The 26,433-nt window shown below is 66.6% G+C and carries 27 protein-coding genes; 15 read left to right on the forward strand and 12 right to left on the reverse strand.

The annotated features are described in order from the left end of the window. Window positions 1–123: 123 nt before the first annotated feature. From FBZ90_RS17625 to FBZ90_RS17635, 3 genes are all read right to left on the reverse strand, one after another. Window positions 124–762: a cytochrome P460 family protein gene (locus tag FBZ90_RS17625; protein ID WP_145734101.1), complete on the reverse strand. Its 639-nt coding sequence runs from the start codon at window positions 760–762 to the stop codon at window positions 124–126. Between the two features lie 29 nt (window positions 763–791). Beyond that, entirely contained in the window at window positions 792–1,796 is a 1,005-nt protein-coding gene (locus tag FBZ90_RS17630) for a GlxA family transcriptional regulator (RefSeq protein WP_211102133.1), read from the reverse strand. A gap of 170 nt (window positions 1,797–1,966) precedes the next feature. Further along, on the reverse strand, window positions 1,967–2,914 hold the full coding sequence (locus FBZ90_RS17635; RefSeq protein ID WP_145734103.1) for an aldo/keto reductase: 948 nt from the start codon (window positions 2,912–2,914) through the stop codon (window positions 1,967–1,969). A 256-nt stretch (window positions 2,915–3,170) separates the two neighbouring features. On the opposite strand from FBZ90_RS17635, the gene FBZ90_RS17640 reads away from it, so the two are divergent. From FBZ90_RS17640 to FBZ90_RS28845, 4 genes are all read left to right on the forward strand, one after another. Then, window positions 3,171–4,673, forward strand: coding sequence for a capsular biosynthesis protein (locus FBZ90_RS17640; RefSeq protein ID WP_145734104.1), 1,503 nt, complete (start codon window positions 3,171–3,173; stop codon window positions 4,671–4,673). A gap of 17 nt (window positions 4,674–4,690) precedes the next feature. Further along, on the forward strand, window positions 4,691–5,446 hold the full coding sequence (locus FBZ90_RS17645) for a glycosyltransferase family 2 protein (RefSeq protein ID WP_145734105.1): 756 nt from the start codon (window positions 4,691–4,693) through the stop codon (window positions 5,444–5,446). Window positions 5,447–5,593: 147 nt separating this feature from the next. After that, a complete protein-coding gene (locus tag FBZ90_RS17650; RefSeq protein WP_145734107.1) occupies window positions 5,594–5,854 on the forward strand; it encodes a type II toxin-antitoxin system ParD family antitoxin in 261 nt (86 codons plus the stop codon). Further along, window positions 5,854–6,057: a VOC family protein gene (locus FBZ90_RS28845; protein WP_145734109.1), complete on the forward strand. Its 204-nt coding sequence runs from the start codon at window positions 5,854–5,856 to the stop codon at window positions 6,055–6,057. Before FBZ90_RS17650 ends, FBZ90_RS28845 begins: the two co-directional genes overlap by 1 nt. A gap of 45 nt (window positions 6,058–6,102) precedes the next feature. On the opposite strand, the gene FBZ90_RS17660 is transcribed toward FBZ90_RS28845, so the two are convergent. Next, window positions 6,103–6,600, reverse strand: a complete 498-nt coding sequence (locus FBZ90_RS17660) for a hypothetical protein (RefSeq protein ID WP_145734111.1) — start codon at window positions 6,598–6,600, stop codon at window positions 6,103–6,105. A 203-nt stretch (window positions 6,601–6,803) separates the two neighbouring features. Next, a complete protein-coding gene (locus FBZ90_RS17665) occupies window positions 6,804–7,394 on the reverse strand; it encodes a TetR/AcrR family transcriptional regulator (RefSeq protein WP_145734113.1) in 591 nt (196 codons plus the stop codon). A gap of 193 nt (window positions 7,395–7,587) precedes the next feature. On the opposite strand from FBZ90_RS17665, the gene FBZ90_RS17670 reads away from it, so the two are divergent. The 5 genes from FBZ90_RS17670 (at window position 7,588) to FBZ90_RS17690 (ending at window position 14,212) form a co-directional block, all read left to right on the forward strand. Beyond that, window positions 7,588–8,766, forward strand: a complete 1,179-nt coding sequence (locus FBZ90_RS17670) for an isovaleryl-CoA dehydrogenase (RefSeq protein WP_145734115.1) — start codon at window positions 7,588–7,590, stop codon at window positions 8,764–8,766. A gap of 71 nt (window positions 8,767–8,837) precedes the next feature. After that, a complete protein-coding gene (locus FBZ90_RS17675; protein ID WP_145734117.1) occupies window positions 8,838–10,460 on the forward strand; it encodes a carboxyl transferase domain-containing protein in 1,623 nt (540 codons plus the stop codon). Window positions 10,461–10,470: 10 nt separating this feature from the next. Beyond that, a complete protein-coding gene (locus FBZ90_RS17680) occupies window positions 10,471–11,268 on the forward strand; it encodes an enoyl-CoA hydratase/isomerase family protein (protein WP_145734119.1) in 798 nt (265 codons plus the stop codon). Further along, window positions 11,268–13,316: an acetyl/propionyl/methylcrotonyl-CoA carboxylase subunit alpha gene (locus FBZ90_RS17685; RefSeq protein ID WP_145734120.1), complete on the forward strand. Its 2,049-nt coding sequence runs from the start codon at window positions 11,268–11,270 to the stop codon at window positions 13,314–13,316. The genes FBZ90_RS17680 and FBZ90_RS17685 overlap by 1 nt, the downstream gene beginning before the upstream one ends. After that, the gene (locus FBZ90_RS17690) at window positions 13,313–14,212 is read left to right on the forward strand and encodes a hydroxymethylglutaryl-CoA lyase (protein ID WP_145734121.1); all 900 of its coding nucleotides are present in this window, start codon (window positions 13,313–13,315) and stop codon (window positions 14,210–14,212) included. Before FBZ90_RS17685 ends, FBZ90_RS17690 begins: the two co-directional genes overlap by 4 nt. Window positions 14,213–14,219: 7 nt before the next feature. On the opposite strand, the gene FBZ90_RS17695 is transcribed toward FBZ90_RS17690, so the two are convergent. Further along, the gene (locus tag FBZ90_RS17695; protein WP_145734124.1) at window positions 14,220–15,116 is read right to left on the reverse strand and encodes a LysR family transcriptional regulator; all 897 of its coding nucleotides are present in this window, start codon (window positions 15,114–15,116) and stop codon (window positions 14,220–14,222) included. Between the two features lie 111 nt (window positions 15,117–15,227). Here FBZ90_RS17695 and FBZ90_RS17700 point away from each other — a divergent pair, with 111 nt between their 5' ends. The 3 genes from FBZ90_RS17700 (at window position 15,228) to FBZ90_RS17710 (ending at window position 19,699) form a co-directional block, all read left to right on the forward strand. After that, window positions 15,228–16,031 (forward strand): substrate-binding domain-containing protein, encoded by an 804-nt coding sequence (locus FBZ90_RS17700; RefSeq protein ID WP_145734126.1) that lies wholly within the window; start codon window positions 15,228–15,230, stop codon window positions 16,029–16,031. A gap of 9 nt (window positions 16,032–16,040) precedes the next feature. Beyond that, window positions 16,041–17,339, forward strand: a complete 1,299-nt coding sequence (gene tcuC, locus FBZ90_RS17705; protein WP_145734128.1) for an MFS transporter — start codon at window positions 16,041–16,043, stop codon at window positions 17,337–17,339. 518 nt (window positions 17,340–17,857) lie between these two features. Continuing rightward, window positions 17,858–19,699 (forward strand): phosphoenolpyruvate carboxykinase (GTP), encoded by a 1,842-nt coding sequence (locus tag FBZ90_RS17710; RefSeq protein ID WP_145734130.1) that lies wholly within the window; start codon window positions 17,858–17,860, stop codon window positions 19,697–19,699. Between the two features lie 70 nt (window positions 19,700–19,769). Here the strand turns inward: FBZ90_RS17710 and FBZ90_RS17715 are convergent, their stop codons facing one another. Continuing rightward, window positions 19,770–20,147, reverse strand: coding sequence for an SRPBCC family protein (locus tag FBZ90_RS17715; protein ID WP_145734132.1), 378 nt, complete (start codon window positions 20,145–20,147; stop codon window positions 19,770–19,772). A gap of 208 nt (window positions 20,148–20,355) precedes the next feature. Here FBZ90_RS17715 and rraA point away from each other — a divergent pair, with 208 nt between their 5' ends. Then, window positions 20,356–20,832 (forward strand): ribonuclease E activity regulator RraA, encoded by a 477-nt coding sequence (gene rraA / locus FBZ90_RS17720; RefSeq protein ID WP_145734134.1) that lies wholly within the window; start codon window positions 20,356–20,358, stop codon window positions 20,830–20,832. Between the two features lie 17 nt (window positions 20,833–20,849). Here the strand turns inward: rraA and FBZ90_RS17725 are convergent, their stop codons facing one another. From FBZ90_RS17725 to FBZ90_RS17735, 3 genes are all read right to left on the reverse strand, one after another. Further along, a complete protein-coding gene (locus FBZ90_RS17725) occupies window positions 20,850–21,713 on the reverse strand; it encodes a pirin family protein (RefSeq protein WP_145734136.1) in 864 nt (287 codons plus the stop codon). Window positions 21,714–21,798: 85 nt separating this feature from the next. Beyond that, complete coding sequence (locus tag FBZ90_RS17730) at window positions 21,799–22,119, reverse strand: AzlD family protein (protein WP_145734138.1); 321 nt, start codon at window positions 22,117–22,119, stop codon at window positions 21,799–21,801. Next, window positions 22,116–22,916 (reverse strand): AzlC family ABC transporter permease, encoded by an 801-nt coding sequence (locus FBZ90_RS17735; protein WP_211102134.1) that lies wholly within the window; start codon window positions 22,914–22,916, stop codon window positions 22,116–22,118. Before FBZ90_RS17735 ends, FBZ90_RS17730 begins: the two co-directional genes overlap by 4 nt. Before the next feature lie 169 nt (window positions 22,917–23,085). Between FBZ90_RS17735 and FBZ90_RS17740 the strand changes: the two genes are divergently transcribed. Next, window positions 23,086–23,532 carry a MaoC family dehydratase gene (locus FBZ90_RS17740; RefSeq protein ID WP_145734139.1) on the forward strand — a complete coding sequence of 149 codons (447 nt, stop codon included), beginning with the start codon at window positions 23,086–23,088 and terminating at the stop codon, window positions 23,530–23,532. A 177-nt stretch (window positions 23,533–23,709) separates the two neighbouring features. Continuing rightward, complete coding sequence (locus FBZ90_RS17745) at window positions 23,710–24,414, forward strand: hypothetical protein (RefSeq protein ID WP_145734141.1); 705 nt, start codon at window positions 23,710–23,712, stop codon at window positions 24,412–24,414. A gap of 89 nt (window positions 24,415–24,503) precedes the next feature. Here FBZ90_RS17745 and purU read toward each other — a convergent pair whose 3' ends face one another. Together purU and FBZ90_RS17755 are read right to left on the reverse strand one after the other, a co-directional pair. Continuing rightward, window positions 24,504–25,397, reverse strand: a complete 894-nt coding sequence (purU, locus tag FBZ90_RS17750) for a formyltetrahydrofolate deformylase (RefSeq protein ID WP_246130472.1) — start codon at window positions 25,395–25,397, stop codon at window positions 24,504–24,506. 140 nt (window positions 25,398–25,537) lie between these two features. Continuing rightward, the gene (locus tag FBZ90_RS17755; RefSeq protein WP_145734143.1) at window positions 25,538–26,362 is read right to left on the reverse strand and encodes an IclR family transcriptional regulator; all 825 of its coding nucleotides are present in this window, start codon (window positions 26,360–26,362) and stop codon (window positions 25,538–25,540) included. Window positions 26,363–26,433 lie beyond the last annotated feature (71 nt).

Genomic DNA, 26,433 nt, shown 5'->3' on the forward strand with positions numbered 1-26,433 from the left:
TCAACTGCCGTAGGGCACTGATAATCCATCCGGGTTAGAACAGCAATGCAAGGATGTCAGAATATATCACAATTGCGGTGCGGCAGCCCCTCCCAGCCCAGAAGATCGCCCAGCCGGGAGACGTCACGGTCCGCCCTGCTTACTTTCGGACAGGTAGGCCGCACTGAAGGTGTGCTTGGCGGCGGCGATGGGGTGGAGGGTCGGGTAGAACTGGACGAAGGTCGTGTCCACGGCGCCGTGCTCCCGATGACAGCTGTAGCAGCTTTGCTCCACGGGCAATTGCTCGGCCGGCGCCGGCGTCGTATCGGCCGCCGCGAAGGAGTAAAAGCCCCAGCCGTCGTCATGAAAGCGCGCGGTGTCCTTCACATGGACCTCCAGCCCCATGACCTCCGATGTCTGGAAATGGCCGTTCTTGTTGATAGAGCCTTTGTCCGCCGCGCCGCGCACCTCTAGCACGAAGGTCGTCTTCTCCGGCCAGGTGCCGGTTTGCTTGAAGGCGAGGTAGGCCTCACGGTTCACGAAGACGTTGTCGAACATGGAATGGCCCATGCTTCGGGCGGGTCCATAGGACATGTCCAGGCCGGTGGTGACATAGACCCATTCGCGGTACCCGTCAGGGAAGGCCAAGCGGTCATCCTTGTCGAAACGCGGAACGAAAGGGGTGGTGTCGTCCGCCGCGATGGACGAACCGGCGGTTACCGACAGCAGGCAAAACAGGGGCAACGCCGCCGCGAGACGGCGGGCGGAAAGAAACCAGGCCATGGGGGCCTCCGGTGATGGGTGTGGATGGGTTAGCCTGCTCCGGCTGGGGAGAAATGGGCTTGGTACTGGCTGGGGGACACGCCGTAGCGCTGGCGGAAGGCCCGGCGGAAGGCGTCGGCGCTGCGGAAGCCGATGGCGGTGGCCAGCGTCTCCACGCTCACGCCTGGCTGCACCAGGCGGCGGCAGGCCTCGCCCAGGCGCAGGTCGGCGACATAATCGGCAGGCGGACGGCCCAGGGCAGCGGTGAAGCGGCGCCGGAACTGCCGGGGGCTGAGGTTCACCCGCGTCGCCAACTCCTCCACCGACAGGTCGCGGTCCAGATTGCCCAGCATCCAGGCCGAGAGGTCGGCGAACCGGTCGGCCGCCCGGCTCTGGAACCGCAGGGGCTCGGAGAATTGGGCCTGGCCGCCGGGACGCTTCACGAACACCACCAGTTCCCGGGCCGTCGCCAGGGACAGCGCCGGCCCGTGATCCTCCTCCACCAGCGACAGCGCCAGGTCGATGCCGGCGGTGACGCCCGCCGCCGTGTAGAAAGGCCCATCCTTCAGGAACAAGGCGTCGTCGCAGACGCGCAACGCGGGAAACTTGCGCGCCAGGTCGGCCGCGTGGCGCCAATGGGTCGTGACCCGCCGGCCGTCCATCAGGCCGCTGGCCGCCAGGCCGTAAATGCCGGTGCAGACGCTGGCCACCCGGCGGAAACGATGGGCGTTATCCACCAGCCACCGGGCGACGGCCCCGTTGGTCGTGGGTTCCCGAAGGCCCTTGCCGCCCGCGATGATCAGCGTGTCCAAATCCGGCACGTCGCCGGCCGCCAGGCTGTATGCCGGCGTGAAAGTGATGCCGGATTCGCTGGTGAAGGCACCCGCCGCCACGCCGATCAGCACGACGCGGTAGGGGCGGTGGTGCGGCGACCCCGCCTGACCGGCCTCCGCCAGGTCGGCGGCGTTGGCGAAGACTTCGGCCGGGCCGGTCACGTCCAGGGCGTTGACGTCGTCGTAGCCGATGATGCCGATAAGCGCCGATGCCCGCGTCATGCCCGCCCCAATCCCGTCCCCATCCCGCCCCGATGCCGGGGTTTCGATGGGGACAGTATCCGCGGGACGGGCGCCGGGCGGAAGGACATCCGCCCGACACTTCCGGCCACCGCCGGTGGACCCTGGCCAAGTGGCACCAGCCGCCACCAGCGGCGGCTGGCCGCGCGGGGTCAGGGTACCTCGTGGCCCTGGCTGGCCTCCAGAATCTGGAACCAGTGCTGGCGCTGCATCTTCAGATGGGCGGCCTGAGTGTAGGTGCGCACCCGCTCCAGGCGCGTCGTGCCCAGCACCGGCACCGGCCGCGAGGGATGGCGCATCAGCCAGGCCAACGCCACCGTGCCGGGGTCATTCACCCCGATCTCCGCGCCCACCGCCTCCAGCGCCGCCAGGGTGCGTCGCGCCTGCTCCGTGGCGCCGGTGAACAGGCCGCCGCCGCCCAGCGGTGACCAGGCCATGGGACGCATGCGCAGTTCCAGCGCCTGGTCCAGCGTGCCGTCGAACAGGGGCGCCAGGGTGGTGACGGAAAATTCGATCTGGTTGGTGACCAGGGGCCGGGCCATCCGGGACTGCAGCAGGCGCACCTGCGACGGGTTATGGTTGGACACGCCGATATGGCGGATCATGCCTGACCGCAACAGCCGGTCCAGCGCGTCGGCCGTGTTGTCCGGGTTCATCAGCGGATCCGGCCGGTGCAGCAGCAGCAGGTCGATGTAATCCGTGCCCAGGTTGCGCAGCGACTGTTCCACCGAGGCGGTGATGTGGTCGCCGCAGGTGTTGTAGTGCTTCACCACATGGCTGGGCCGCTGGGGCGACAGCAGGGCGATGTCGCACTTGGTCACCAGTTGCAGGGAAGAGCGTTTACCGCCCCATTCCTTCAGCGCCTGGCCGAACAGGGCCTCCGCCCCGTAATCGCCGTAAATGTCGGCATGATCGAAGCTGGTGATGCCCAGTTCCAGGCACCCGTCCAGGAAGCGGGCAAGCTTTGCCGGGGTGCCGGTTTCTTCCCCCTCGCGGGAACGCCACGCGCCCCAGACCAGCGGCGACAGGCGCGGGCCTTCGGCATGCAGGCAGCTCAGGGCGTCGGGGACGGGCGGGATGTGGGTCGGGGTGCCAGGCATGGGTGCGATCCGGATCAAGGATGGGGAATGAAAGCCGTGGTTAAACCGTCTGGAAGAGGGGATGCCTTCGCAGCCCCCTGATATTCGACCTCTCCGAGGACCGCCGTCGAGTGGAAAACGTCAAATCATCCCAGCACCGTCGGTCATGGCGATGGCACAATCCGTGCATCGCTTTTTCATGCATTGTTGTCGTATCCCGTCGTGTTCCGTGTATTGGTGGACACGCTGGCGACACTGGATTTGAGGAGGGGCCCCAATGGGCTTGACCGCGATGGGCTTGACCATCCTGTTCGATGACAGCCGCCGGGTCCCCGACGACATTCTCGGCATGACCGGCGTTGGCAGTTTCGGCGGCCTGATCCATGGCCGGCGCACCTTGCTGCGCCATGTGCAGGAGGCGGCGCAGGAGGCGGGCCTGGCCCCGCCGGTCGTGCTGTCCAGCCGGGCCGCGCTGGATGAGGCGGCGGAGCGGGCGGCCACTGCCCCGGCCTCCACCCAATTCCTGCTGTTTCCCGCCAACCTGGCCGCCGCGGGGCCGCGGGAACATCTGACGCGCATGCTGAAGACCCTGGCCCAGGCCAGCGGCAACCAGGCCTGGCCGGTGCGCAGCGCCACCGACTGGACCGGCCTGGTGCTGGTGGAGCAGCGCCTGGCCGAAGGTGCCGTGACGGCGATGGCCCAGGGGCGCCTGCGCGAGTTCGTCGCCCGGCGACGCAAGGACTTCACCCAGCCTGACCAAGCCGACCTCGGCCTGATCGACCTGCGCGACCCGGCGCAATTCGTGGGATTTCTGGCCAACAATTTCGACGCCCGCCACTTCAACTCCATCAGCGACGGGCCGGACTACACCCTGGTGAAACGCTCACGCGACCGGGCCAAGCTGCGGCGGGAGTTCGACTATTACACGCTGCTGCCGGCGGAGCAGCGCATCTTCTTCGTGCAGCCCTTCGACTTCCAGGATGACGGCGACACGGCCAGCTATCGCATGGAACGCCTGCTGATCGCCGACATGGGCATCCAGTGGGTGCATGGCACCATGACCCCGGCGGAGTTCGGCCTGTTCCTGGATCGGGTGTTCAGCTACGTCACCCAGCGCCCGGCTCGCCGCGTCGGCCGGCCGGAGGGCAGGGCGGTGATGGACCGCCTCTACCGCGACAAGGTGGTGGAGCGCGTGGCCCTGCTGAAAAGCCTGCCGGCCTATGGCGACCTGGCGCCCCTGCTGGCCCGGGCCGTGGGCGGCATCGACGCCCTGATGGATCGTTACCTGGCAGCCTATGAGAGCCTGCGGGACCGGTTTCCCGCCGACCGGCTGGTGGTGGGTCACGGCGACCTATGCTTCTCCAACATCCTGTATTCCAAGACGACGCAGTTGCTGCGCTTCATCGATCCGCGCGGCGTTGAGTCGGCGGATGAGCTGCACACCGACCCCTATTATGACCTGGCCAAGCTGTCCCACTCCATCCTGGGCGGCTACGACTTCATCAACAGCGGGCAGTATGAAGTGGCGCTGGGCGCCGACCTGGGCCTGACCCTGGCCAGCAACGCCGGGGAACGCGGCTGGGCGCAGGCGCTGTTCCGCGAGCGCCTGGCCCAGGCGGGCTTCGACCCGCTGCTGGTCCGGCTGTGCGAGGCGTCGCTGTTCATCAGCATGGCGCCCTTGCACATCGACGTGCCGAAGAAGATCTTGGGCTTCGCCCTGACCGCCCGCGCCATCCTGGATGAGATCGACCAGGCGCGGCATGGCGGGAAAGGCGCTTGAAGGAGAGCACGCCGCCCATGCCCACCCCCGTCCCCCCGCCCACGGTCATCATCACCATGGCGGGCATGGGCCAGCGCTTCCGCGACGCCGGCTACACCGTGCCCAAGTACCGGATCGAGGCGCATGGCCGCTCGCTGTTCGCCTGGTCCATGCTCAGCCTGCGCTCTTTCATCGAGGCTGGTTCGCCCTTCATCTTCGTGGCCCTGCGCCAGGACAGGGCGGAGGACTTCATCGGTGAGCAAGCCGCTGCCCTGGGCATCCAGGACGTGGCCCTGGTCGAGCTGGATGCCCTGACCGACGGCCAGGCGACCAGTGCCCTGTCGGCCCGGGACGCGGTGGCTCATCCGGACCGGCCCATGCTGGTCTACAACATCGACACCCATGTCGATCCGGCGCATCTGCCGGCGGATGCGGTACGCGGCGACGGCTGGGTCCCCTGCTTCCCCGGGCCAGGCGCGGCCTGGAGCTTCGCGCGCGCTGACGGGACCGGCCGCATCCAGGAACTGCGGGAGAAGGAGCGCATCTCCGACGACGCCACCGTCGGGCTCTACTGGTTCTCCTCCTTCACCCTCTACGCCCGCGCCTATGCCGAGTTCTTCGCCGACCCGGCCAACATGGCGAAGGGGGAGAAGTACATCGCCCCGCTCTATAACCACCTCATCCGGGCGGGCCTGCCCATCTACCTGCACCGCATGCCGGTCGAGGCGGTGGTGCCCCTGGGCACCCCGGCGGAAGTGGCGCGCTTCCTAGAGGCGACGCCGCCGACGCTGTAAGCCTTCCCCGTCAGCCGCGATGAACCGAGGCACCCGCGCGAAAAAGCAGATCCCGCAACCAGCGATAATCGATGGCGTCAATAATGGAGGGGCTATTGTCCGCCTTTGGGAACGGCACTATCCTTGAGTGATCGCGATAGGTGAACCATACCCAGCAGCTACACCCTCGGCCGGCATTTCGAGGAATTCATCCAGCAGCAACTGCACAGCGGCCGTTACAACAACGCCAGCGAAGTGGTGCGTGACGGCCTTCGGTTGCTTGAAGCGCGGGAACGGCGCCTGTCGGCACTGGATACGGCGTTGGCGGACGGCATCGCAGATATCGACGCGGGCCGGGTTTACGACCTGCATGATGTCTGTGATGAGCTTGAAGCGGAGATCGCGGCGCTGCCGGACACGTCGCGCTAATGAAGGTGGTTCTTTCGGGTCGTGCCCGGGCAGGCCTGTGTGCCATCGCCCTTTATATTGCCCGCGACAATAAGGACCGTGCCTTTGCCATCCTGTCGGAAGGTGGCGGCGTCCTCATGCCGCTGGCAGCTTATCCCTTCGGTCCCCGCTTCGCTTGGTTAGGCGATCGGTTCGGCGTATCGTGGCAGGTGAGATTAGTGTAGCGGAGTAGATAATATCTCAATATATTGCAGAAAATAACACAGCATTTATTTTTTCCTTTCAAGTCCCCATTTTTTGTACAAGTGCATACAGCATATGAGAACAAATATGCTGATGACATAAATTCCAACCTCCCAATTTTTTTCTGGGCTGGCGGATATATTGTAGATCGCAGCCGATGAAATGCAGAGTAATAGCGGGGTTAGTGCTTCATCGGGGCCATCTGTGAACAGCATGTATCCTAGATCGAATCCAGCAGAAATAGCGAGGGCGGCGGCAATGTATTTAAAGGTGTGTATTCCAGTGAAATGGGAATAAACGCGCTCGATAAAGCAACCATTATTTGATAATGGTGGCGGTATCATTTCAAATGTTTGAAGTATTTCAATAAATCCCTTTAATAACATTACAGCCATTAAAGAAAAGCCTATGGAAAATTGAGAAAATATCTTAATTTTCTCTGCTATTTTTGGTATTTTTCCTCTGTAAAGAATATCTAATTGCATTTCATTGTCGCAATTTTCATTTTTATCAATATTTTCCATGGTTAATCTCTCATTTTTTTAGTAATTCCGCTAAGGCAAAAAATAACGCTTTCAATGTTACTGTTTCTACGCCCTCTCCGCATCGATACCGATATGCGGCCTGGAGATTATATCTCAAAAATTGAATTTAAAAATAGATTTCTATCATTTTAGCACTATGTTCTCTGGGGCGCGAGCGATTGCTTAAGGGAACATCCTGCACTTCACACCAGCACCCCGCCCAGGATCATGTCCTGGTGCAGGCGGATCAGTTCTTCCTCGCCCATGCGGCCGGCGGGGTTGTACCAGGTGCACACGCCGGTCAGCATGGCCAGGATGGCGTAGGCGGTGACGGGCGGGTCGGTGCGCTTGAATTGGCCGGCCTCCATGCCGTCCTCCAGGATGGCGACCAGCAGGCGTTCATAATCGCGGCGCATGGCCAGGATGGCGGTACGGTTCTCGCCCTCCAGGCTGCGCAGTTCCGATCCACCGATGAACACCTCGTCCGTGCGGCGGATGTGGTAGGAGACGTGGAAGCGGATGAAGCGCCGCAGCCGGTCCAGGGGATCGGCCGCCCCCTCCAGCGCCGTCGCCACCTCGGCCGACAGGGCCACCATATGGTCGCGGATGAGGATGAACAGCAGTTCCTGCTTGGACTGGATGTAGTTGTACATCGAGCCCGGCTGGATGCCGACCTCCTGCCCAAGCTGGCGCAGGGTGATGGCCTCATAGCCATGTTGCCGGATCAGGCGCAGGCCCGCCGCGCGTATCGCCTCCATCGTCTTGGGCCCGCGTGAGCCCACCGTCCGCACCATGCCGAAAATTCCAATTCCTGATGTTTCCGGGGCTTAGGGCCGCCGGCGCCCGCGACTTTTCAGCCCGCCGCTGGCGGCCGTCAAGATCACGCCCCATTTGGTCCCTAAATCACCCTTGCGGCCCGCCCGAAAGAAACGTATGACCGTTTGTAAATAAGCAATCTCACATTCCCCGAGGGAGGACAAGCCCGCCATGTCGATCTCCGCCGCGTTCCCCACCATGGATTTTGGTCTCGGCGAAACCGCCGACATGCTGCGCGACGCCGTGGCGTCCTTCTCGGCGGCGGAGATCGCCCCCCGCGCGGCGGAGATCGACCGCACCGACCAGTTCCCCATGGACCTGTGGCGCAAGCTGGGTGACCTGGGCGTGCTGGGCGTGACGGCGGAGGAGGAGTACGGCGGGGCGGCCATGGGCTATGTCGAGCACATGGTGGCGATGGAGGAGATCAGCCGCGCCTCCGCCTCCGTGGGCCTCAGCTACGGCGCCCATTCCAACCTGTGCGTCAACCAGATCCGCCTGAACGGCCGACCCGAGCAGAAGGCCCGCTACCTGCCCAAGCTGATCTCGGGTGAGCATGTCGGCGCCCTGGCCATGAGTGAGCCCGGCGCCGGGTCCGACGTCGTGTCCATGAAGCTACGGGCGGAGCGCAAGGGCGACCGTTACGTCCTGAACGGCACCAAGATGTGGATCACCAACGGCCCCGACGCCGACACCCTGGTGGTCTATGCCAAGACCGACGTGACGGCGGGCCCCAAGGGCATCACCGCCTTCCTGATCGAGAAGGGCTTCAAGGGTTTCTCCTGCGCGCAGAAGCTGGACAAGCTGGGCATGCGTGGCAGCCACACCGGCGAATTGGTGTTCGAGGACTGCGAGGTGCCGGAGGAGAGCATCCTGGGCCAGGTGGGCGGCGGTGTCCGCGTGCTGATGAGCGGCCTGGACTATGAGCGCGCCGTGCTGGCCGCCGGGCCCCTGGGCATCATGCAGGCCTGCCTGGACGTGGTCGTGCCCTACATCCATGATCGGGAGCAGTTCGGCCAGGCCATCGGGGAGTTCCAGTTCATCCAGGGCAAGGTCGCAGACATGTACGTGGCGCTCAATTCGGCCCGCGCCTATGTTTACGCCGTCGGCCGCGCGGCCGACGCCAGGAAGATCACCCGCAAGGACGCGGCCGGGGCCATCCTGCTGGCGGCGGAAAGCGCCACCAAGTGCGCGCTGGACGCCATCCAGGTCCTGGGCGGCAACGGCTACATCAACGAATACGCCACCGGCCGCCTGCTGCGCGACGCCAAGCTGTATGAGATCGGCGCCGGCACCTCTGAGATCCGCCGCATGCTGATCGGCCGGGAACTGTTCCGCGAAAGCGCGTCTTGATCACCACCCCGGTTATCACCGCTCCGGTCCGCTGACCATCCTGCCTGGCACCAAGGGGGAACACCCGCGTCATGCCCCAGCTGATTTCCCAGATCGACACCCGCGCCGCCGCCTTCGCCGACAACGCGGCGGCCATGCGCGCCCTCGTCAACGACCTGCACACCACCGTCACCGGCATCAAGCAGGGCGGGGGCGAGAAGGCGCGGGCCAAGCACCTGGCGCGCGGCAAGCTGCTGCCCCGCGACCGGGTGCGCCACCTGCTGGACCCGGGCAGCCCCTGGCTGGAGTTCTCGCAACTGGCCGCGCACGGCGTCTATGACGATGTGGTGCCGGCGGCCGGCATCCTGACCGGCATCGGCCGCGTCTCCGGCACCGAATGCGTGGTGGTGGCCAACGATGCCACGGTCAAGGGCGGCACCTACTACCCCCTGACGGTGAAGAAGCACCTGCGGGCGCAGGAGATCGCGCGGGAGAACAACCTGCCCTGCGTCTATCTGGTGGACAGCGGCGGCGCCAACCTGCCCAATCAGGATGAAGTGTTCCCCGACCGCGACCATTTCGGCCGCATCTTCTACAACCAAGCCACCATGTCGGCCGCCGGCATCCCCCAGATCGCCGTGGTCATGGGCAGTTGCACCGCCGGTGGCGCCTACGTTCCCGCCATGGCGGACGAGTCCATCATCGTTCGCAACCAGGGCACCATCTTCCTGGGCGGCCCGCCGCTGGTGAAGGCCGCCACCGGTGAGGTGGTGAGCGCCGAGGATCTGGGCGGCGCCGACGTGCATAGCCGCACCAGCGGCGTCACTGACCATCTGGCCCAGAACGATGCCCACGCCCTGGCCATCGCCCGGCGCATCGTCGGCAATCTGAACCGGGTGAAGGCGCCGGCCCTGGCCCTGCGCGAACCGGCGGCCCCCAAGTACGCCGCCGAGGAAATCTACGGCATCATCCCCACCGATAGCCGCAAGCCCTTCGACGTGCGCGAAATCATCGCCCGCCTGGTCGACGGGTCGGAGTTCGATGAGTTCAAGCAGTTGTACGGCACCACGCTGGTCTGTGGCTTCGCCCACCTGTGGGGCTATCCCGTCGGCATCATCGCCAACAACGGCATCCTGTTCTCGGAAAGCGCGCTCAAGGGCGCGCACTTCATCGAGCTGTGCAATCAGCGCGGCATCCCGCTGATCTTCCTGCAGAACATCACCGGCTTCATGGTCGGGCAGAAGTATGAGAACGCCGGCATCGCCAAGGATGGCGCCAAGCTGGTGACGGCGGTGGCCTGCGCCAAGGTGCCCAAGTTCACCGTCATCGTCGGCGGCAGCTTCGGCGCCGGCAATTACGGCATGTGCGGCCGGGGCTATTCCCCGCGCTTCCTCTACATGTGGCCCAACGCCCGCATCAGCGTCATGGGCGGGGAGCAGGCCGCCGGCGTGCTGGCCACCGTGAAGCGTGACGGCCTGGAAGCCCAGGGCAAGAGCTGGAGCGCGGAGGAGGAGGAGGCGTTCAAGGCCCCCATCCGCGCCCAGTACGAACACCAGGGCCATCCCTATTATGCCAGCGCCCGCCTGTGGGACGACGGCATCATCGACCCGGCCGAGACGCGCATGGTGCTGGCGCTGTCCCTCTCCGCCGCCCTCAACGCGGCCCCTGACGCCAATAGGGTGGAGCCCACCACCTACGGCGTCTTCCGGATGTGAGATCAAGACCATGACCGATGTTCTTGCCACAGTGGATCAAACCGGAATCGCCACCGTCACCCTGGACCGGCCGGCCCTGCACAACGCCTTCAACGAGGGCGTGATCGCCGAACTGACCCAGTTGTTCGGGCAGTTGGGCGCCGACCCGGAGGTACGCGCCATCCTGCTGAAGGGCAACGGCCCCAGCTTCTCCGCCGGCGCGGACCTCGACTGGATGCGGCGCATGGCGGGCTACAGCCGGGACCAGAACCATGCCGACGCGCTGGCCTTGGCGACCATGTTGCGCACCCTGAACCGGGTGCCTAAGCCCACCATCGCGGTGGTTCACGGCGCGGCATTCGGCGGTGGCGTGGGCCTGGTCGCCTGCTGCGACATCGCCGTCGCGGCCGAGGGGGCCGCCTTCTGCCTGTCGGAGGTCAAGCTGGGCCTGATCCCCGCCACCATCGGCCCCTATGTCGTGGCCGCCATGGGGGAGCGCGCCTGCCGCCGCTATTTCCTGACGGCGGAGCGGTTCAGCGCGGCGGAGGCCCAGGCCCTGGGCCTAGTGCATCAGGTGGTGCCGGCCGACCAGTTGGACGGCGCCGTGGCCACGCTGCTGAAGCGCCTGGGCGAGGGGGGACCCGCCGCCCAGACGGCGGCCAAGGCCCTGGTTTTCGACTGCGCCAACCGGCCGGTGACCGACGACCTGATCAGCGACACGGCGGAGCGCATCGCCCTGATCCGTGCCAGTGACGAAGGCCGGGAGGGTGTCGCCGCCTTCCTGGAAAAGCGCAAGGCCGCCTGGGTCCAGCCTGCAGGGGACAAGTGATGATCGAGACGCTGCTGATCGCCAACCGCGGCGAAATCGCCTGCCGCATCATCCGCACCGCGCGCCGCCTGGGCATTCGCACCGTGGCCGTCTATTCCGACGCCGACGCCGATGCCCTGCATGTGACGCTGGCGGATGAGGCGGTGCGCATCGGCGCGGCGCCCGCCCGCGACAGCTATCTGCGCATGGACGCCATCCTGGACGCGGCGGCCCGGACCGGGGCGCAGGCCATCCACCCGGGTTACGGCTTCCTGTCGGAAAACGCCGGCTTCGCCGAGGCTTGCGCCGCCGCAGACCTGATCTTCGTCGGCCCGCCGGCCAGCGCCATCCGCGCCATGGGTGGCAAGTCCGAGGCCAAGGCCCTGATGGAAACCGCCGGCGTGCCCCTGGTGCCCGGATACCATGGGGAGGAGCAGAACAGCGGCGTGCTGGCGGCGGAGGCGGCCCGCATCGGCTTCCCCGTGCTGATCAAGGCCTCGGCCGGCGGCGGCGGCAAGGGCATGAAGGTCGCCACCTCGGCGGAAGACTTCCACGAGCAGCTGGCCTCCGCCAAGCGCGAGGCGCAGGCCGCCTTCGGCAATGACCGGGTGCTGATCGAGAAGTACCTGGGCCGCCCGCGCCATGTGGAAATCCAGGTGTTCGCCGACAGCCATGGCAACTGCGTCTACCTGTTCGAGCGTGACTGCTCCATCCAGCGCCGCCACCAGAAGGTGGTGGAGGAGGCGCCGGCGCCCAACCTGCCGCTGGACCTGCGGCAGGAAATGGGGGCGGCGGCCGTGGCGGCGGCCAAGGCCATCGGCTATGTCGGTGCCGGCACGGTGGAATTCCTGCTGGACCCGGTGGAGACGGGCGGTGACGGCCGCTTCTACTTTATGGAGATGAACACCCGCCTGCAGGTGGAACATCCGGTGACGGAATACATCACCGGCCAGGATCTTGTGGAATGGCAACTGCGGGTGGCGGCCGGCGGCGCCCTGCCGCTGAGCCAAAATGAGCTGGCGGTGAACGGCCACGCCATCGAGGTGCGCCTCTATGCCGAGGACCCGGACAAGGGCTTCCTGCCGCAGACCGGCACCCTGTCGCACCTGCGTTTCCCGGAAACGGGCTCGCATGTGCGCGTGGATACGGGCGTGCGCCAGGGCGACGCCATCTCCATCCATTACGACCCCATGATCGCCAAGCTGATCGTCTGGGACGTGGACCGTCCGGCGGCGGTCCGGCGCCTGCGCCAGGCGCTGGCGGAAACCGAGGTGGGTGGCCTGTCGGCCAACATTCCGTTCCTGGCGGCCATCGCCGGCCATCCCGGCTTCCTGGCGGCTGACCTGGACACGCGTTTCATCGAGCGCCACCAGGCCGACCTGCTGCCCCCGCCGGCCGCCCCCGCGGGCGACGTCCTGGCGCTGGCAGCCCTGGGCGTGCTGCTGGAGCGCAAGGCGGAGACGGTGGCCGCCGCCGCCCGGACCAAGGACCCGTGGAGCCCCTGGGCCACTGGCGATAGCTGGCGCCTGAACGACGCCGTGCCGGAGGTTCTGGCCTTCGCCACCAGCCACGAGGGCGGCGAACCGCAGGAAGTGCGGGCCTGCCGCCGGCGCGATGGCGGTTTCGACATCACCTTGCCCACAGGCGAGGAACTGACGGGCCATGCCCGCTTCGAGCCCGATAACGCTCATGGGGGCCACCGGCTGGTGGCCGAGGTCGGCGGACGCCGGCTGACGGCCGGCTGGTCACGCCGGGGGCGGGAGCTGGACCTGTTCCGTCCCGGCCGGCACCACCGCCTCACCCTCATCGACCCGCTGGATGTCGGCATGGTCGATGCCGGCGGCGGCGGGCGCCTGGTGGCGCCCATGCCGGGCAAGGTGATCGCCGTGCTGGTGGCGACGGGCGACCGGGTGGAGAAGGGGCAGGCCCTGGTGGTGCTGGAGGCCATGAAGATGGAACACACCATCAAGGCGCAAGGCCCCGGTACGGTGGAGTCCGTGCGCTACGCCATCGGTGACCAGGTGCCGGACGGCGCCGAATTGATCATCGTGACGGGAGACGAGGCATGAGCGCCGCCGTGAGGATCGTTGAGGTCGGCCCCCGCGACGGTCTGCAGAACGAGGCCGCCCTGGTGCCCACCGACACCAAGGTGGCCCTGATCAACCGGCTGTCGGCCACCGGCCTGACGGTGGTGGAGGCGGGGGCCTTCGTCTCCCCCAAATGGGTGCCGCAGATGGCGGACACGGCCGAAGTGCTGGGCCGCATCCAGCGGCGGGCGGGTGTCAGCTATCCCGTGCTGGTGCCCAATGAGCGCGGCTTGACCCAGGCGCTGGCGGCGGGCGTGACGGAAATCGCCGTCTTCGCCGCCGCGTCGGAGGCCTTCTCCCAACGCAACATCAATTGCTCCATCGCGGAAAGCCTGGACCGCTTCGCCCCCGTGGCGCGCCTGGCCCGCGACAACGGCATCGCCGTGCGCGGCTATGTCTCCTGCGTGCTGGGCTGCCCGTATGAGGGCGAGATCGACCCCGCCAAGGTGGCGGAGGTGTCGGCCCGGCTGGTGGAATTGGGCTGCGCCGAAATCTCGCTGGGCGACACCATCGGCGTGGGCACACCGGGCAAGGCCGCCGCCCTGGTCCGCCGCGTGGCGGAAGAGGTGCCGGTGGCCCAACTGGCCGCGCATTTCCACGACACCTATGGCCAGGCGCTGGCCAACCTGCTGGCCTGCCTGGATGAGGGGATCCGCGTCATCGACAGCTCGGTCGCGGGCCTGGGCGGCTGCCCCTATGCCAAGGGTGCCACCGGCAACGTGGCGACGGAGGACGTGGTCTACATGCTGGAAGGTCAGGGCCTGTCCACCGGCGTGGATCTGGATGCGCTTGCCACTATCGGTGGCTGGATCTCCGACGCCATCGGCCGCCCCAACGCCAGCCGCGCCGGCCGCGCTCTGCTGGCCAAGGCGGGATGAGGCTCGGCTATTCGGCGATCTTTTGCAACACCAGGTCGTGAAGCGCGGTGGCGGCCTGGCTCAGCCGGGCCCCGGCCCGGCTGAGCAGGCCCAGGGTGCGGCTCAGCTCCGGTTCCCGCATCGGCAAGCCAACCAGGCCGGGATAGGTGTCATTGGCCAGGGCCAAGCCGGGTAGCACCGCGACCCCCAGCCCGGCGGATACCAGCCCCAGCGCCCCGGCGACATGGTTGGCTTCATAATGGATGGTGGGGCGGCGCGGCAGGCTGGCCAACACGTTTTCGATCAGCACCCGGTTGCCGCTGTTCAGTGACACGGCGATCAGGCGTTCCCTCTCCAGGTCAGCCCAGCGGGCCGTCGTCGTGACCGCCAGCGGATGGTCCCGCCGGACGGCCAGCACATAGGGTTCGCTGCGGATGGGCGTGAAGTCGATATCCGCGTTCTGGGCCCCCAGGAAGCTGATGCCGATATCGGCCTCGCCCTCCAACACCGCGTCCAGCACCTTGCCGGCGCTTTCGTCGATGACGCGGATGCGCACGCCCGCATGGGTTCCCGCGTAGAGACGCAGGATTTCCGGCAAGACGTGGTTGGCCACGGAGGGCACGCAGGCCACCGTCACCAACTGCTTGGCCCTGCTGGCGCGCTCCACCATGCTGGCACGCGCCAGGTCCAGTTCCTCCAGAATGACAACGGCGTGGTTCAGGAACTGCCGGCCGGCATCCGTCAATTCCACCTTGCGCGTGGTGCGTTCCAGCAGGCGCATGTCCAGCGCCGCCTCCAGCTTTTCGATCCGCCGGCTCAGGGCGGGTTGGGAGATGTACAGCCGATCCGCCGCCGCGCGGAAGTTCAGGGTCTGCGCCACGGTGACGAAGGCCAGCACCTCCCCGAATTCGAAATCCAGCCGCATGGCACCCCCAATTGATACGGCATAGTTATCAATTGAGAAGATAAATGCAATTCCCGTCCACCGGAGGCCATCGCACAATGGCTTGGAGAGTAAAAACCGGAGGAAACGGAAATGACCGGAAGTGACCCCCGTTCAACGGGCGGCGTCATTTCGCGCACGCTCGCCCTGCTGTTGCTGGCGTCACCTTTGCCGGCCGGCGCGGCGGACCTGCACGTGGCCAGTTCCGGTGGCTTTGCCGCCGCATACAAGGCGCTGGCGCCCGAGTTTGAAAAGCGCACCGGGCACACGCTGGTTTCCGTGTGGGGCCCCTCCATGGGTGATACGCCACAGGCCATCCCCAATCGACTGCGCCAGCACCAGGATATCGACGTCGTCATCATGGTGGGCGACAGCCTGGACAAGCTGGTGCGGGAAGGGGAGTTGATGGATGTCGATCACCGGGTTCTGGCCCTGTCCAAGATCGGCATGGCCGTCAAGGCGGGCGCTCCGCACCCGGACATTTCCACCGTCGCGGCTTTGAAAAAGGTGCTGCTGGACGCCAAGTCCATCGCCTATTCGGACAGCGCCAGCGGTGTCTTCCTGTCCACGGTCCTGTTCGAGCGCCTGGGCATCGCCGACGCCATGAAGGGCAAGGCGCGGATGATCCCGGCGGAACCGGTCGGCGCCGTGGTCGCCCGCGGCGAGGCGGAGATCGGCTTCCAACAGATCAGCGAGTTATTGCCGTTGTCCGGCATCGATATCGTCGGGCCTCTGCCCGATGACGCCCAGAAGGTGACGCCGTTTTCCATCGGCATCGCCGCCGGGACCCGCGACAAGGTGGCGGCCGAGGAGCTGATCGCCTTCCTGTCGTCGCCGGAGGCGGCACCCCTGATCGTCAAATCCGGGCTAGTGCCCGCCAACACAGCCGGTCGCTGAGGTTCCCCCATGCCAGGTTCCACCCTGAAACAGCCGTCCAGGCTGGCCACCGTGTTGCGCGTGACGAGCGGCAACTTCCTGGAAATGTTCGATTTCTTCCTTTACGGCTTCTACGCGCCCTACATCGCGACCACATTCTTCCCCAGTGGGAACGACACCGCGTCGCTGATGCTGACCTTCGCCACCTTCGGGGCGGGGTTCCTGATGCGGCCGGTGGGCGCGGTCATCCTGGGCAGCTATATCGACCGGATCGGTCGTAGCAAGGGCCTGGTGCTGACGCTGGCCATCATGGCGCTGGGCACGGTGCTGATCGCCTTCGTGCCCGGCTACGCCAGCATCGGGCTGCTGGCCCCCGCCCTGGTGCTGATCGGCCGCCTGCTGCAGGGCTTTTCCGCCGGGGTGGAGATGGGCGGCGTCTCGGTCTATCTGGCGGAGATGGCGACGCCCGACACCAAGGGGTTCTACGTCAGTTGGCAATCCGCCAGCCAACAGGCGGCGATCATGGCCGCGGCCCTCATCGGCTATGGCCTGAACCAAATTCTGCCGGCGCAACAGGTCCATGACTGGGCCTGGCGCATCCCCTTCTTCATCGGCTGCCTGATCGTGCCGGTGATCTTCGTCATCCGCCGGTCCTTGCAGGAAACGGCGGCATTCAAAGCCCGCGCGCATCATCCCAGCTTCCGGGAAAGCGTCCTGTCCATCGCCGCCAACTGGCGGCTGGTGCTGGCGGGCATGATGATGGTGGTCATGACCACGGTCTCGTTCTACCTCATCACCGTCTATGCCCCGACCTATGGCAAGAGCGTGCTGAAGCTAGGGGCCGGCGACAGCCTGCTGCTGACCTTCTGCGTCGGCCTGTCCAATTTCATCTGGCTGCCCGTGATGGGCGCGCTGTCCGACAAGGTCGGACGCCGGCCCCTGCTGATGACCTTCACCATCCTGGCCATGCTGACCGCCTATCCGGTGCTGAGTTGGCTGGTCCACGATGTCAGCTTCGGCACCATGCTGATCGCGGAGCTGTGGCTGTCCTTCCTCTATGCCAGCTATAACGCGGCGGCCCTGGTGACGCTGACGGAGGTGATGCCGCCGGAGGTACGGACGGTGGGGTTCTCGCTGGCCTATAGCCTGGCCACGGCGCTGTTCGGCGGCTTCACGCCCCTGGTGTCCACCTGGTTGATCGAGGTGACGGGGGACAAGGCGGCACCCGGTTTGTGGATGGCCGCCGCCGCCCTCTGCGGCTTGCTGTCGGTCCTCATGGTCTACCGTCGCGACCCGGCCACTACGCGCATGGTGGCGGATACCGTCTGATATCCGCCATCCCCGCCACCCGGTGTTGACACAGCCAAGCCACTGGACATCTGGGGACCGGGCGGTAGAAAATGGAAATGGCACGAGCCCGACGACAGGGCCGGCCATCAGTCAGGGGTGGAGCTGGCGGCAAAGACCGGCCCATCCGTACTCAACTTCGGGGAGTAGCGCACAATGACCTCCACCCACGGAATCCATCGACGATCCCGCTCACGGGGATATGCCCCCGGTGCATCCGGCCTGCCCGATGCCGGGGAGGCGCGCGTCCATAGTTGACCTGTCAACGGTCAGCACCGCGCCTTTTTACAGCCCCATACCCCTTATGACCGTCTGCGCCCGGAAAAAGCGGCGCGGCGTCGTTTCATGGCATAAGGCCGCAGCCGATGGCCCTTTCCGGAACGATTCCGCCTATTTGCCGCTTTTCGCCGACCGGCCGGCGCCCGCCCCAGGCCTCTACAGGACGGGGCCCGCCAGGTCCGCCGCCAGCGGTTTCGCGGATCGAAAGGTAGAAGAATTCCATGAGCAGCACCGTCACCCTATCCTCTTCCCTTACCGGCGCCCCCACCACCAACCAAGCCCTGCTGAGCTGGGTTGGGGAGGTCGCCGCCCATTGCCAGCCGGCCGCCGTCCATTGGTGCGACGGCAGCCAGGAAGAATATGACCGGCTGTGCGAGGAGATGGTGGCCCAGGGCACCTTCATCCGCCTGAACCCGGCCAAGCGGCCCAATTCCTTCCTCTGCCGGTCCGATGCCGGCGACGTCGCCAGGGTGGAGGATCGCACCTTCATCTGCAGCCCGACGGCGGAGGAGGCCGGGCCCACCAACAATTGGGCCGATCCCGCCGAAATGCGCCAGACGCTGCAGGGCCTGTTCAAGGGCAGCATGCGCGGCCGCACGCTGTACGTCGTGCCCTTCAGCATGGGGCCCCTGGGCTCCCCCATTTCCCATATCGGCGTGCAGCTGTCCGACAGCCCCTATGTCGCCGTGAACATGCGCATCATGACCCGCATGGGCGCGGGCGTGCTGCGCCAGCTGGGCGATGGCGACTTCGTGAAGTGCCTGCATTCCGTGGGCGCGCCGCTGGCCCCCGGCCAGAAGGACGTGGCCTGGCCCTGCAACGCCAAGCACAAGTACATCGTCCACTTTCCCGAGACGCATGAGATCATCAGCTTCGGGTCCGGCTACGGCGGCAATGCGCTGCTGGGCAAGAAGTGCTTCGCCCTGCGCATCGCCTCCGTTCTGGGCCGGGAAGAGGGCTGGCTGGCGGAGCATATGCTGATCCTGGGCGTGGAAAGCCCGGAAGGCGAGAAGACCTATGTCGCGGCGGCCTTCCCCTCGGCTTGTGGGAAGACCAACTTCGCCATGATGGTGCCGCCCGCCGCCTTCAACGGCTGGAAGGTGCGCACCATCGGCGACGACATCGCCTGGATCAAGCCGGCGCCGGACGGCACCTTGCGCGCCATCAATCCCGAGGCGGGCTTCTTCGGCGTGGCGCCGGGCACCAGCCTGAAGTCCAACCCCAACGCGCTGCTGACCCTGCACGCCAATGTCATCTTCACCAACTGCGCCCTGACCGATGACGGCGATGTGTGGTGGGAGGGTCTGACCGAAACGCCGCCCGCCCACCTGATCGACTGGGAGGGTAAGGACTGGACGCCCGCCAGCGGTCGCAAGGCGGCGCACCCCAACGCCCGCTTCACCGCCCCGGCCAGCCAGTGCCCCAGCATCGACCCAGCCTGGGAGGACCCCGCCGGCGTGCCCATCAGCGCCTTCATCTTCGGCGGCCGGCTGTCGCGCACCTTCCCCCTGGTGTTCGAGACCCGTGGCTGGACCGAGGGCGTGTACTGGGCGGCGACCCTGGGGTCGGAGGCGACCGCCGCCGCCGTGGGCCAGGCCGCCATCCGCCGCGATCCTTTCGCCATGCTGCCCTTCTGCGGCTACAACATGGCGGAGTACTGGCGCCATTGGCTGGACATGGCCGGCAAGATCGACACCCTGCCGCGCATCTACCGCGTCAACTGGTTCCGCAAGGATCACGAGGGCAAGTTCGCCTGGCCGGGATTCGGCGACAACATGCGTGTGCTGAAATGGATCGTGGAGCGCGTCCACGGCCGGGCGCCCGAGACGGCGGAAAACCTGTTCGGCCTGACGCCGCGGTATGAGGACCTCACCTGGGACGGCCTGGACTTCGGCCGCGACCAGTTCGACACCGTCATGGCGGTGGACCCTGTGGAGGCGGAGACGGAACTGCGCGACCAGTCCGAGCTGTTCGGCCGCTTCGGTGGCGACATCCCCCAGGAACTGATCGACCAGCAGGACACCCTGCTGGATCGCCTGGCCCAGAACCGTGAAGCGGCCTGAACCGTCGTCCCGCTAAAAGAAAACCCCCGGATGGTCCGCCATCCGGGGGTTCCTTCAGGGCGGCACGGGATTAATAGCCCTTCGCCCAATAGACGAAGGCCACCGTGTTCCAACTGGCCGGGCCGTTGGGGCGGCCGCCGGCATCCTGGCCACCGATGACGAAACCGGTCAGGCTGGGGTCATCGAAGGGGATCTTGACGACGGTGGAGGGAGCGAAACCGCCACCTGGATCATAAGACATGGTGATGCTGACCGTCCGGCCGTTGCCGGGGGGGATGACCACCTGGCCCACCAGCTTGTTGTCCTGGGCGCCGGTGCCGTTCCAGGTGATCGGCTGCTGGCCGGTGACCTCGATCACGATGCGCTGGGCCCAATAGGCCGAATTGGTGAAACCGTTGATCTTGATCGTCGTGCCATCCGGCACGGGGAAAGTGGCGGTATTGTACATGCTGTCCTCCAGGGCTGCTCTTGCGGCGACCCGCCGCGCAACAACTTAAGCGCGTACAGGCTTACCGCTTTCTCATACATCTTTTTGCGAGAGCTTCCCACAAAAATAGATTTATAAAGTTGTGAGAGCCTGATCCTGGTGGACGCGATAAGATAAGGGCTTCCGGCGCCCGGCAGAAAGGGGCCCGGGCAGAAAAGGGAGAGCGGCCATGACCCACCGCACCGCTGACTTGGTCGACGCCTATGAGGACAGCCTGCAAAGCTGTGAAATCCAGTTCCGCTCCTTCGGGGCGCGGACCTCCTTCCACGGCCCCATCCGCACCGTGCGCTGCCATGAGGACAACGCCCTGCTGAAGCACACGCTGTCCGAGGCGGGCGAGGGGGCGGTGCTGGTGGTGGACGGCCACGGGTCGCTGCGCACCGCCCTGGTGGGCGACGTCATCGCCGGCCTGGCGTTCAAGCACGGCTGGGCCGGCCTGGTGCTGTGGGGGGCCGTGCGCGACAGCGTGGCCCTGGCCCACATCGACCTGGGCATCAAGGCGCTGGGCACCAACCCGAAGAAAAGCACCAAAACGGGGGCCGGCCAGGCGGACGTGCCGTTGTCCTTCGGCGGCGTGCAGTTCACCCCCGGCGCCTGGCTTTATGCCGACGAGGACGGCATCGTCGTCAGCGCCGTGCGTTTGTAACGCCGTCACGCACCGGCTTACCCTGGCAGCGGAATGAATTCCTTGTCGTCCAGATCCGGCAGCTTCATGCGGCCGGCGCGCCAGTCGGCCTTGGCTTGCTCGATCCGCTCCTTGCGGGAGGAGACGAAGTTCCAGTCGATGTAGCGCTGGCCCAGGGGCTCCCCGCCCAGCAGCATGACCACGGCGGGGGTGACGGCGGTGAACAGCACCGGCTGGCCGGGCGCGAACACCAGCATGTGGCCGGCCTCTACCGTCCTGCCCTCAACCTCCACCGAACCGACGGCGACATAGGCCGCGCGCTCCGGATACTCGGCCGGCAGTTGCGCCTTGGTGCCGGGCTGCAGCACCCAATGCACGTAGAACATCGGGGAGTGGGTCTTGACCTTGGCCTTGGCGCCGAAGGCCTCACCCGCCACCAGCCGGGCCCACAGTCCGCCATGCTCGTAGGTCGGCAGGTCGTCCACGCCATAGTGGTGGAAACTGGGGTCGGTTTCCTCGTCCGCCTCGGGCAGGGCCACCCAGGCCTGGATGCCGTGCAGGGGGCCGCCTTCGGCCCGCGCCTTCTCAAACCGCTCGGAATGGGTGATGCCGCTACCGGCCGTCATCCAGTTGACCTCACCGGGGCGAATGGCCTGTTCGGAGCCCACGCTGTCGCGGTGCATGATCTCACCATCGAACAGATAGGTGACGGTGGACAGGCCGATGTGGGGGTGCGGGCGCACATCCCGCTCCAGCGGGATGCCCTTGGGAAACTCCACCGGGCCCATATGGTCGAAGAAGACGAAGGGGCCGACATGGCGGCGCTGGGCCACGGGCAGGATGCGCCCCACCTCGAACCCGCCCAGGTCGCGCCGCCGCTGGTCGATGACGAGTTCGATCATGGTCCTGTCCCCCACGGGTTTGTTGAACAACGAGGATGCCTACGGCATCCCGGCAGATCAACCGGCACGCGCCCGCCGCTTCATTTTAAAGCACATGGCGCAACAGTGCGGTGGCGGCCACCCCCACGATCACCGTGGGCAGCATGGGGAAGCGGCAGGCCATGGCCAGTGTGACCGCCAGGCCGGCCAGGTCGGCCGGGTTGGTGGTGGTGAAGGCCGGCGCGATGACCGAAATCAGCACGGCCCCCGGCACCGCCTCCAGCACCGCGGTGGCGCGGGGGCTGAGGCTGCGGTTGCGCAGCACCAGGAAGCCGGCGACACGGGTGCCGTAGGTCACCGCCATCATGGACAGGATCGCCAGCAGCGACGGGACATCCAGGGCGACGTAGCGGGCCAGATCATTCACGGCGCGGCCTCCCGCGTTTCATGTCCGGCGACGACATAGGCGACGGCCAGGCCGGCCAGCGTTCCCGCCGGCACGTACCAGGCGCCGGGCACCAGCAGATGGGTGACCGCCGCGACCCCCAGGCTGACGGGCCAGGGCAGGGCGCGCCGCCAGCCCTTCCACATCCCCCGGACCAGCACCAGGAAGACGGCGGTGAAGGCCATGTCGAAACCATAGGCGTGGGGGTCGCCCAGCACCGGCCCGACCACGGCACCGGCCACCGTCACCGCGACCCAGGCGACGTACAGGGAAACGGCCAGGCCCGCATAGTAGGGCAGGCTGATCCCCGGCCGGCCGGTGGCCGCCATGCGGCGTCGCGCGTCGTCCATGCCCAAGGCCCAGGTCTCATCCGCCATGACGAACAGAACCAGGGCCGCCTGCCAAGGGCGCAGGGACCGCAGATGCCGGGCGAAGGCCGCGCCCATCAGCAGGTGGCGGCAGTTGACCAGCAGGGTCATGCCGGCGATCAGCGCGATCTGCGGCGGGCTGCGCCACAGTTCGATGGCCACGAACTCCGACCCGCCGGCGAAGTTCAGGCCGCACATCAGCGCCACCTCAAGCGGGCTCAGCCCCTTCATCGCCGCCTGCGACCCCAGGACCAGGGCGAAGGGCGCCACGCCCAGCAGGATAGGCATCATGGCGGCCAAGCCGCGACGGAATTCGGTGGAAACGGAGCGGCCGGGCCCCTCATCCGGGGCGGCCCCCTTAATTACCACGCCCTCGGGTGCGGCATCGTCGGGATGGACGGTGGCGGTCATGGGCGATCCGTTCGTCGGGCTGGAATGGATGACCATGGTAGGGGAATGGTGTCGTTGGGGAACTGCATAGTCCGTGCCCTTGCCCTGCCAATTTGGCATCCTGCCCCCGCACGCGCCCTGGGCCCCGGGTTGGGCCGGCGCGAATGATACGGAGAGGAGCGAACAGGAAATGCTGGTTGTCGACATGGTGGAACTGCCCGGCCTGGTGGGGCGCGACCTGGGCCCGTCCGACTGGATGGTGGTGGACCAGGACCGCATCAACCGTTTCGCCGACGCGACCGGCGACCACCAGTGGATCCATGTCGACGTGCCGCGCGCCACAGAGGCGCTGGGCGGCACCATCGCCCACGGCTTCCTCACCCTGTCGCTGCTGGCGCCCTTCAGCGACCAGACGCTGCAGGTGCGCGACGCGGGCAAGGGGGTGAATTACGGCTTCAACAAAATGCGCTTCCTGGCCCCGGTGCCGGCCGGCGCCCGCGTGCGCAGCCACCAGGTCCTGACGGAGGTTGAGGAAAAAGGCGGCGGCTGGCTGTTGACACGCACCGTCACCGTGGAAATCGAGGGACAGGAAAAGCCCGCGCTGGTGGCGGAATGGCTGACCGCCGTTTACCCTTAGCGCTATAAAATCTCTTGGAATATTTTAAAAGCGCTGGATAAGGCGGCAAGGATTCAGCCCATTAATTCCCATCATTTGCCGAATTGCCGCCATCATCGCTTGCTGAACTGCCCTCCGTAGCAAGGGCGGGCGCCAACATTCAAAAGCGCCCGCCACACCGCGATACGGAGGAGCATCATGAACACCCGTCTTCTGCTGAGTGGCGTGGCCATGGCCACCCTGCTGGCCGGGGCCGCCAACGCCCAACTGATCGGCGGTCATGCCACCGGGGCCGTCACCGGTGGCGTGAACAGCACCCTGAACACCGCCGCCGGCGCCAACCTGGGCGGCACCGGGATCGGGACCTCCTTAAACGCTCAGGGGACCACCCAAGGCGCCGTCCAGGGGGCCACCCGCGCCACCAGCCAGGCGGCCACCGGCACCGTCAACCAAGCCGGCCGGGCGGTGGATAGCGCCGCCACGACAGTGAAGACCACCACGGACACCGCGACGGAAGCGGCGAAGGCGAACACCAACGCCGCCGTCAACGCCGCGGCCACCACGCAGGAAGCGCAGAACGGCACCGTGACCGGCGCCATGGGCGTGACGGACGGCACCGCCGCCGGAACGACCCAGACCACCGGCAGCACCCGTGTCACCGCCAGCGCCCCGGCGCCCACGGTCTCGGTCCCCGCTGGGGAAGCGGCCCCCAAGGTCACGACCAAGGATGGCGCCAGCCTGTCGGCTGACGCCAGTGGCGGGGCGCCCAGCGACAAGCACGGGGTGAACGCCCGAAACCGGGCGAGCGTGCGCAGCCACGAAACCGCCTCCGTGGCCGGCACCTCCGCCAAGGTCGACGGCTCGGTCAGCACCTCGACCACCACGGGCGTGGCGCCTCACTGATCAGCGGATCTGATCTGACAGGTCCCTGATCTGTTCGGAGGGGGCGGGACTGGCCACGGGGCTGGTCCCGCCCTTCCGCCTTTTGGGGATCAGCTGAAGACGATGGTCTTCTGCCCGGTCACCAGGATGCGGCGCTCGATATGCCAGCGCACGGCACGGGCCAGGACGGCGCATTCGATATCACGGCCAATGTCCACCAGATCTTCCGGCGTCTGGGTATGGTCCACCCGCTCGATCCCCTGTTCGATGATGGGGCCTTCGTCCAGATCGGTGGTCACATAATGGGCGGTGGCGCCGATCAGCTTCACCCCGCGGGCGTGCGCCTGGTGATAGGGCTTGGCCCCCTTGAAACTGGGCAGGAAAGAATGGTGAATGTTGATGCACCGGCCTGACAATTGCCCGCACAGGTCGGCCGACAGGATCTGCATGTAACGCGCCAGCACCACCAGGTCGGCGCCCGTCTGCTTCACCACGTCCATGAACGCGGCCTCCTGGGCCGCCTTGTCCCGCTTCATCGGGTCGCCCTTCACCGGCAGGTGGTGATAGGGGATGCCGCTCCATTCCACGAAGGAGCGCATGTCGTCGTGGTTGGAGATGACGGCCGGAATGTCGATGGGTAGGGAGCCCGAGCGGGCGCGGTGCAGCAGGTCGTACAGGCAGTGCCCGAACTTCGACACGGCGATCACCACCTTGGGCTTCACCGTCATGTCCACCAGTTGCCAATCCATGCGGAACCGGCGGGCAATCAACTGAAAGCCCTGGCGCAGGCTTTCCAGATCCGGGAAACCTGGGCCATCGGGGCGGAAGGCCGTGCGCATGGAAAAGCTGTTGTTCAGCTGGTCGTTGAAATGGTTGGATTCAGTGATCGACGCGTCGTTGTCCGCCAGATAGCTGGAGACGGCGGCCACCACGCCCTTCACGTCGGGGCAGGTCAGGACCAGGACATAGGGGCTGTGAAGGGCGGGGGGCGGCTGCGTCGTCACGGCGAACTATTCCTCAAGGCAGGCGAGCATTATTTGGAAGGAAGTTACGCGGGTCTAGCATAAACCGGCCGCGTCACGCACCCCTTCTGCGTGCATGGCTCCCCATGGCCGGGGCGCGCCAGGAACGCGGGCGGCCATCCTCAAACCCGTTCCGTCAGTTCCCCCGCGATCTGGCGGGCGGTGGTCTGCAACAACCCGATGGTATCGGCCAACGGCCGCACCAGGGGCGTGTGCTGCACGAAGGGCACGGTCAGCGCCGCCACCGCCGCCCCGGTGGGGCCGATGACCGGGGTGGACAGGTCCATCACCCCCATGACGTAGTCGCTGGCCGCCTGCTCATACCCCCGGGCGCGAACCGCCCCGGCACGGTCAATGAAGCGGGCCACCCGGTCCGTCCCCACAGCCCGCTCCAGCATGGCCCGCCACACGGCCTGGGTATCCGGCGACTGGAAGGCATAAAGCACGACACCGGACGTCGCCTCCACCAGGCTGCGGTGATAGCCGGGGCGGACGGAGAAGCCCAGATGCCCCGGATTCTCGATGCGCGCCACCACCACCATCTGGTCGTCCGACGCCACCGCGAGGTGGCAGGACTGGCCGATGGCCAGGGTCAGGTCGCGCATCAGCGGCAACGCCGCCTCCAGCAAAGTGCGCACGGGCGCCCGCGCCATGCCCAGCGTGAACAACTTGTTGGTCAGTTCATAGCCGTCCGCCGTCGTGGCCGGGGCGATGTAGCCCCGAAACTCCAGCACCTGGATCATGCGGAACAGCTCACTGACCGAGCGGCCCAGCCGGGCGGAAATCTGCGACGGCGTCATGGGCATGCCATGGCTGGCCAGCAGTTCCAGGATATCCAGCCCCTTTTCCAGCGCCGGCGCCCGGTACTTGCGTACAGCCTCCGCCCCGCTATCGGCCGCGAGGTCGTCGGGGGTGTCGAGGTCGGGCAGGGGGGCGTCGACGGTCATCGCGGGTATCCGCCTGTAAATTGCGCTTCTTGGGCTATGCCACCTGGCGCGGCGCCGGGCAAGATATGGTG

Origin of the sequence: Nitrospirillum pindoramense, from assembly GCF_007827955.1 — a bacterium.
Lineage (GTDB): Bacteria > Pseudomonadota > Alphaproteobacteria > Azospirillales > Azospirillaceae > Nitrospirillum > Nitrospirillum amazonense_B.

Excerpts from the sequence above, each read along its gene's own strand:
- FBZ90_RS17625 (WP_145734101.1), bottom strand. The coding sequence starts at position 762 with ATGGCCTGGTTTCTTTCCGCCCGCCGTCTCGCGGCGGCGTTGCCCCTG.
- FBZ90_RS17630 (WP_211102133.1), bottom strand. The coding sequence starts at position 1,796 with ATGACGCGGGCATCGGCGCTTATCGGCATCATCGGCTACGACGACGTC.
- FBZ90_RS17635 (WP_145734103.1), bottom strand. The coding sequence starts at position 2,914 with ATGCCTGGCACCCCGACCCACATCCCGCCCGTCCCCGACGCCCTGAGC.
- FBZ90_RS17640 (WP_145734104.1), top strand. The coding sequence starts at position 3,171 with ATGGGCTTGACCGCGATGGGCTTGACCATCCTGTTCGATGACAGCCGC.
- FBZ90_RS17645 (WP_145734105.1), top strand. The coding sequence starts at position 4,691 with ATGCCCACCCCCGTCCCCCCGCCCACGGTCATCATCACCATGGCGGGC.
- FBZ90_RS28845 (WP_145734109.1), top strand. The coding sequence starts at position 5,854 with ATGAAGGTGGTTCTTTCGGGTCGTGCCCGGGCAGGCCTGTGTGCCATC.
- FBZ90_RS17660 (WP_145734111.1), bottom strand. The coding sequence starts at position 6,600 with ATGGAAAATATTGATAAAAATGAAAATTGCGACAATGAAATGCAATTA.
- FBZ90_RS17665 (WP_145734113.1), bottom strand. The coding sequence starts at position 7,394 with ATGGTGCGGACGGTGGGCTCACGCGGGCCCAAGACGATGGAGGCGATA.
- FBZ90_RS17670 (WP_145734115.1), top strand. The coding sequence starts at position 7,588 with ATGTCGATCTCCGCCGCGTTCCCCACCATGGATTTTGGTCTCGGCGAA.
- FBZ90_RS17675 (WP_145734117.1), top strand. The coding sequence starts at position 8,838 with ATGCCCCAGCTGATTTCCCAGATCGACACCCGCGCCGCCGCCTTCGCC.
- FBZ90_RS17680 (WP_145734119.1), top strand. The coding sequence starts at position 10,471 with ATGACCGATGTTCTTGCCACAGTGGATCAAACCGGAATCGCCACCGTC.
- FBZ90_RS17685 (WP_145734120.1), top strand. The coding sequence starts at position 11,268 with ATGATCGAGACGCTGCTGATCGCCAACCGCGGCGAAATCGCCTGCCGC.
- FBZ90_RS17690 (WP_145734121.1), top strand. The coding sequence starts at position 13,313 with ATGAGCGCCGCCGTGAGGATCGTTGAGGTCGGCCCCCGCGACGGTCTG.
- FBZ90_RS17695 (WP_145734124.1), bottom strand. The coding sequence starts at position 15,116 with ATGCGGCTGGATTTCGAATTCGGGGAGGTGCTGGCCTTCGTCACCGTG.
- FBZ90_RS17700 (WP_145734126.1), top strand. The coding sequence starts at position 15,228 with ATGACCGGAAGTGACCCCCGTTCAACGGGCGGCGTCATTTCGCGCACG.
- tcuC (WP_145734128.1), top strand. The coding sequence starts at position 16,041 with ATGCCAGGTTCCACCCTGAAACAGCCGTCCAGGCTGGCCACCGTGTTG.
- FBZ90_RS17710 (WP_145734130.1), top strand. The coding sequence starts at position 17,858 with ATGAGCAGCACCGTCACCCTATCCTCTTCCCTTACCGGCGCCCCCACC.
- FBZ90_RS17715 (WP_145734132.1), bottom strand. The coding sequence starts at position 20,147 with ATGTACAATACCGCCACTTTCCCCGTGCCGGATGGCACGACGATCAAG.
- rraA (WP_145734134.1), top strand. The coding sequence starts at position 20,356 with ATGACCCACCGCACCGCTGACTTGGTCGACGCCTATGAGGACAGCCTG.
- FBZ90_RS17725 (WP_145734136.1), bottom strand. The coding sequence starts at position 21,713 with ATGATCGAACTCGTCATCGACCAGCGGCGGCGCGACCTGGGCGGGTTC.
- FBZ90_RS17735 (WP_211102134.1), bottom strand. The coding sequence starts at position 22,916 with ATGACCGCCACCGTCCATCCCGACGATGCCGCACCCGAGGGCGTGGTA.
- FBZ90_RS17740 (WP_145734139.1), top strand. The coding sequence starts at position 23,086 with ATGCTGGTTGTCGACATGGTGGAACTGCCCGGCCTGGTGGGGCGCGAC.
- FBZ90_RS17745 (WP_145734141.1), top strand. The coding sequence starts at position 23,710 with ATGAACACCCGTCTTCTGCTGAGTGGCGTGGCCATGGCCACCCTGCTG.
- FBZ90_RS17755 (WP_145734143.1), bottom strand. The coding sequence starts at position 26,362 with ATGACCGTCGACGCCCCCCTGCCCGACCTCGACACCCCCGACGACCTC.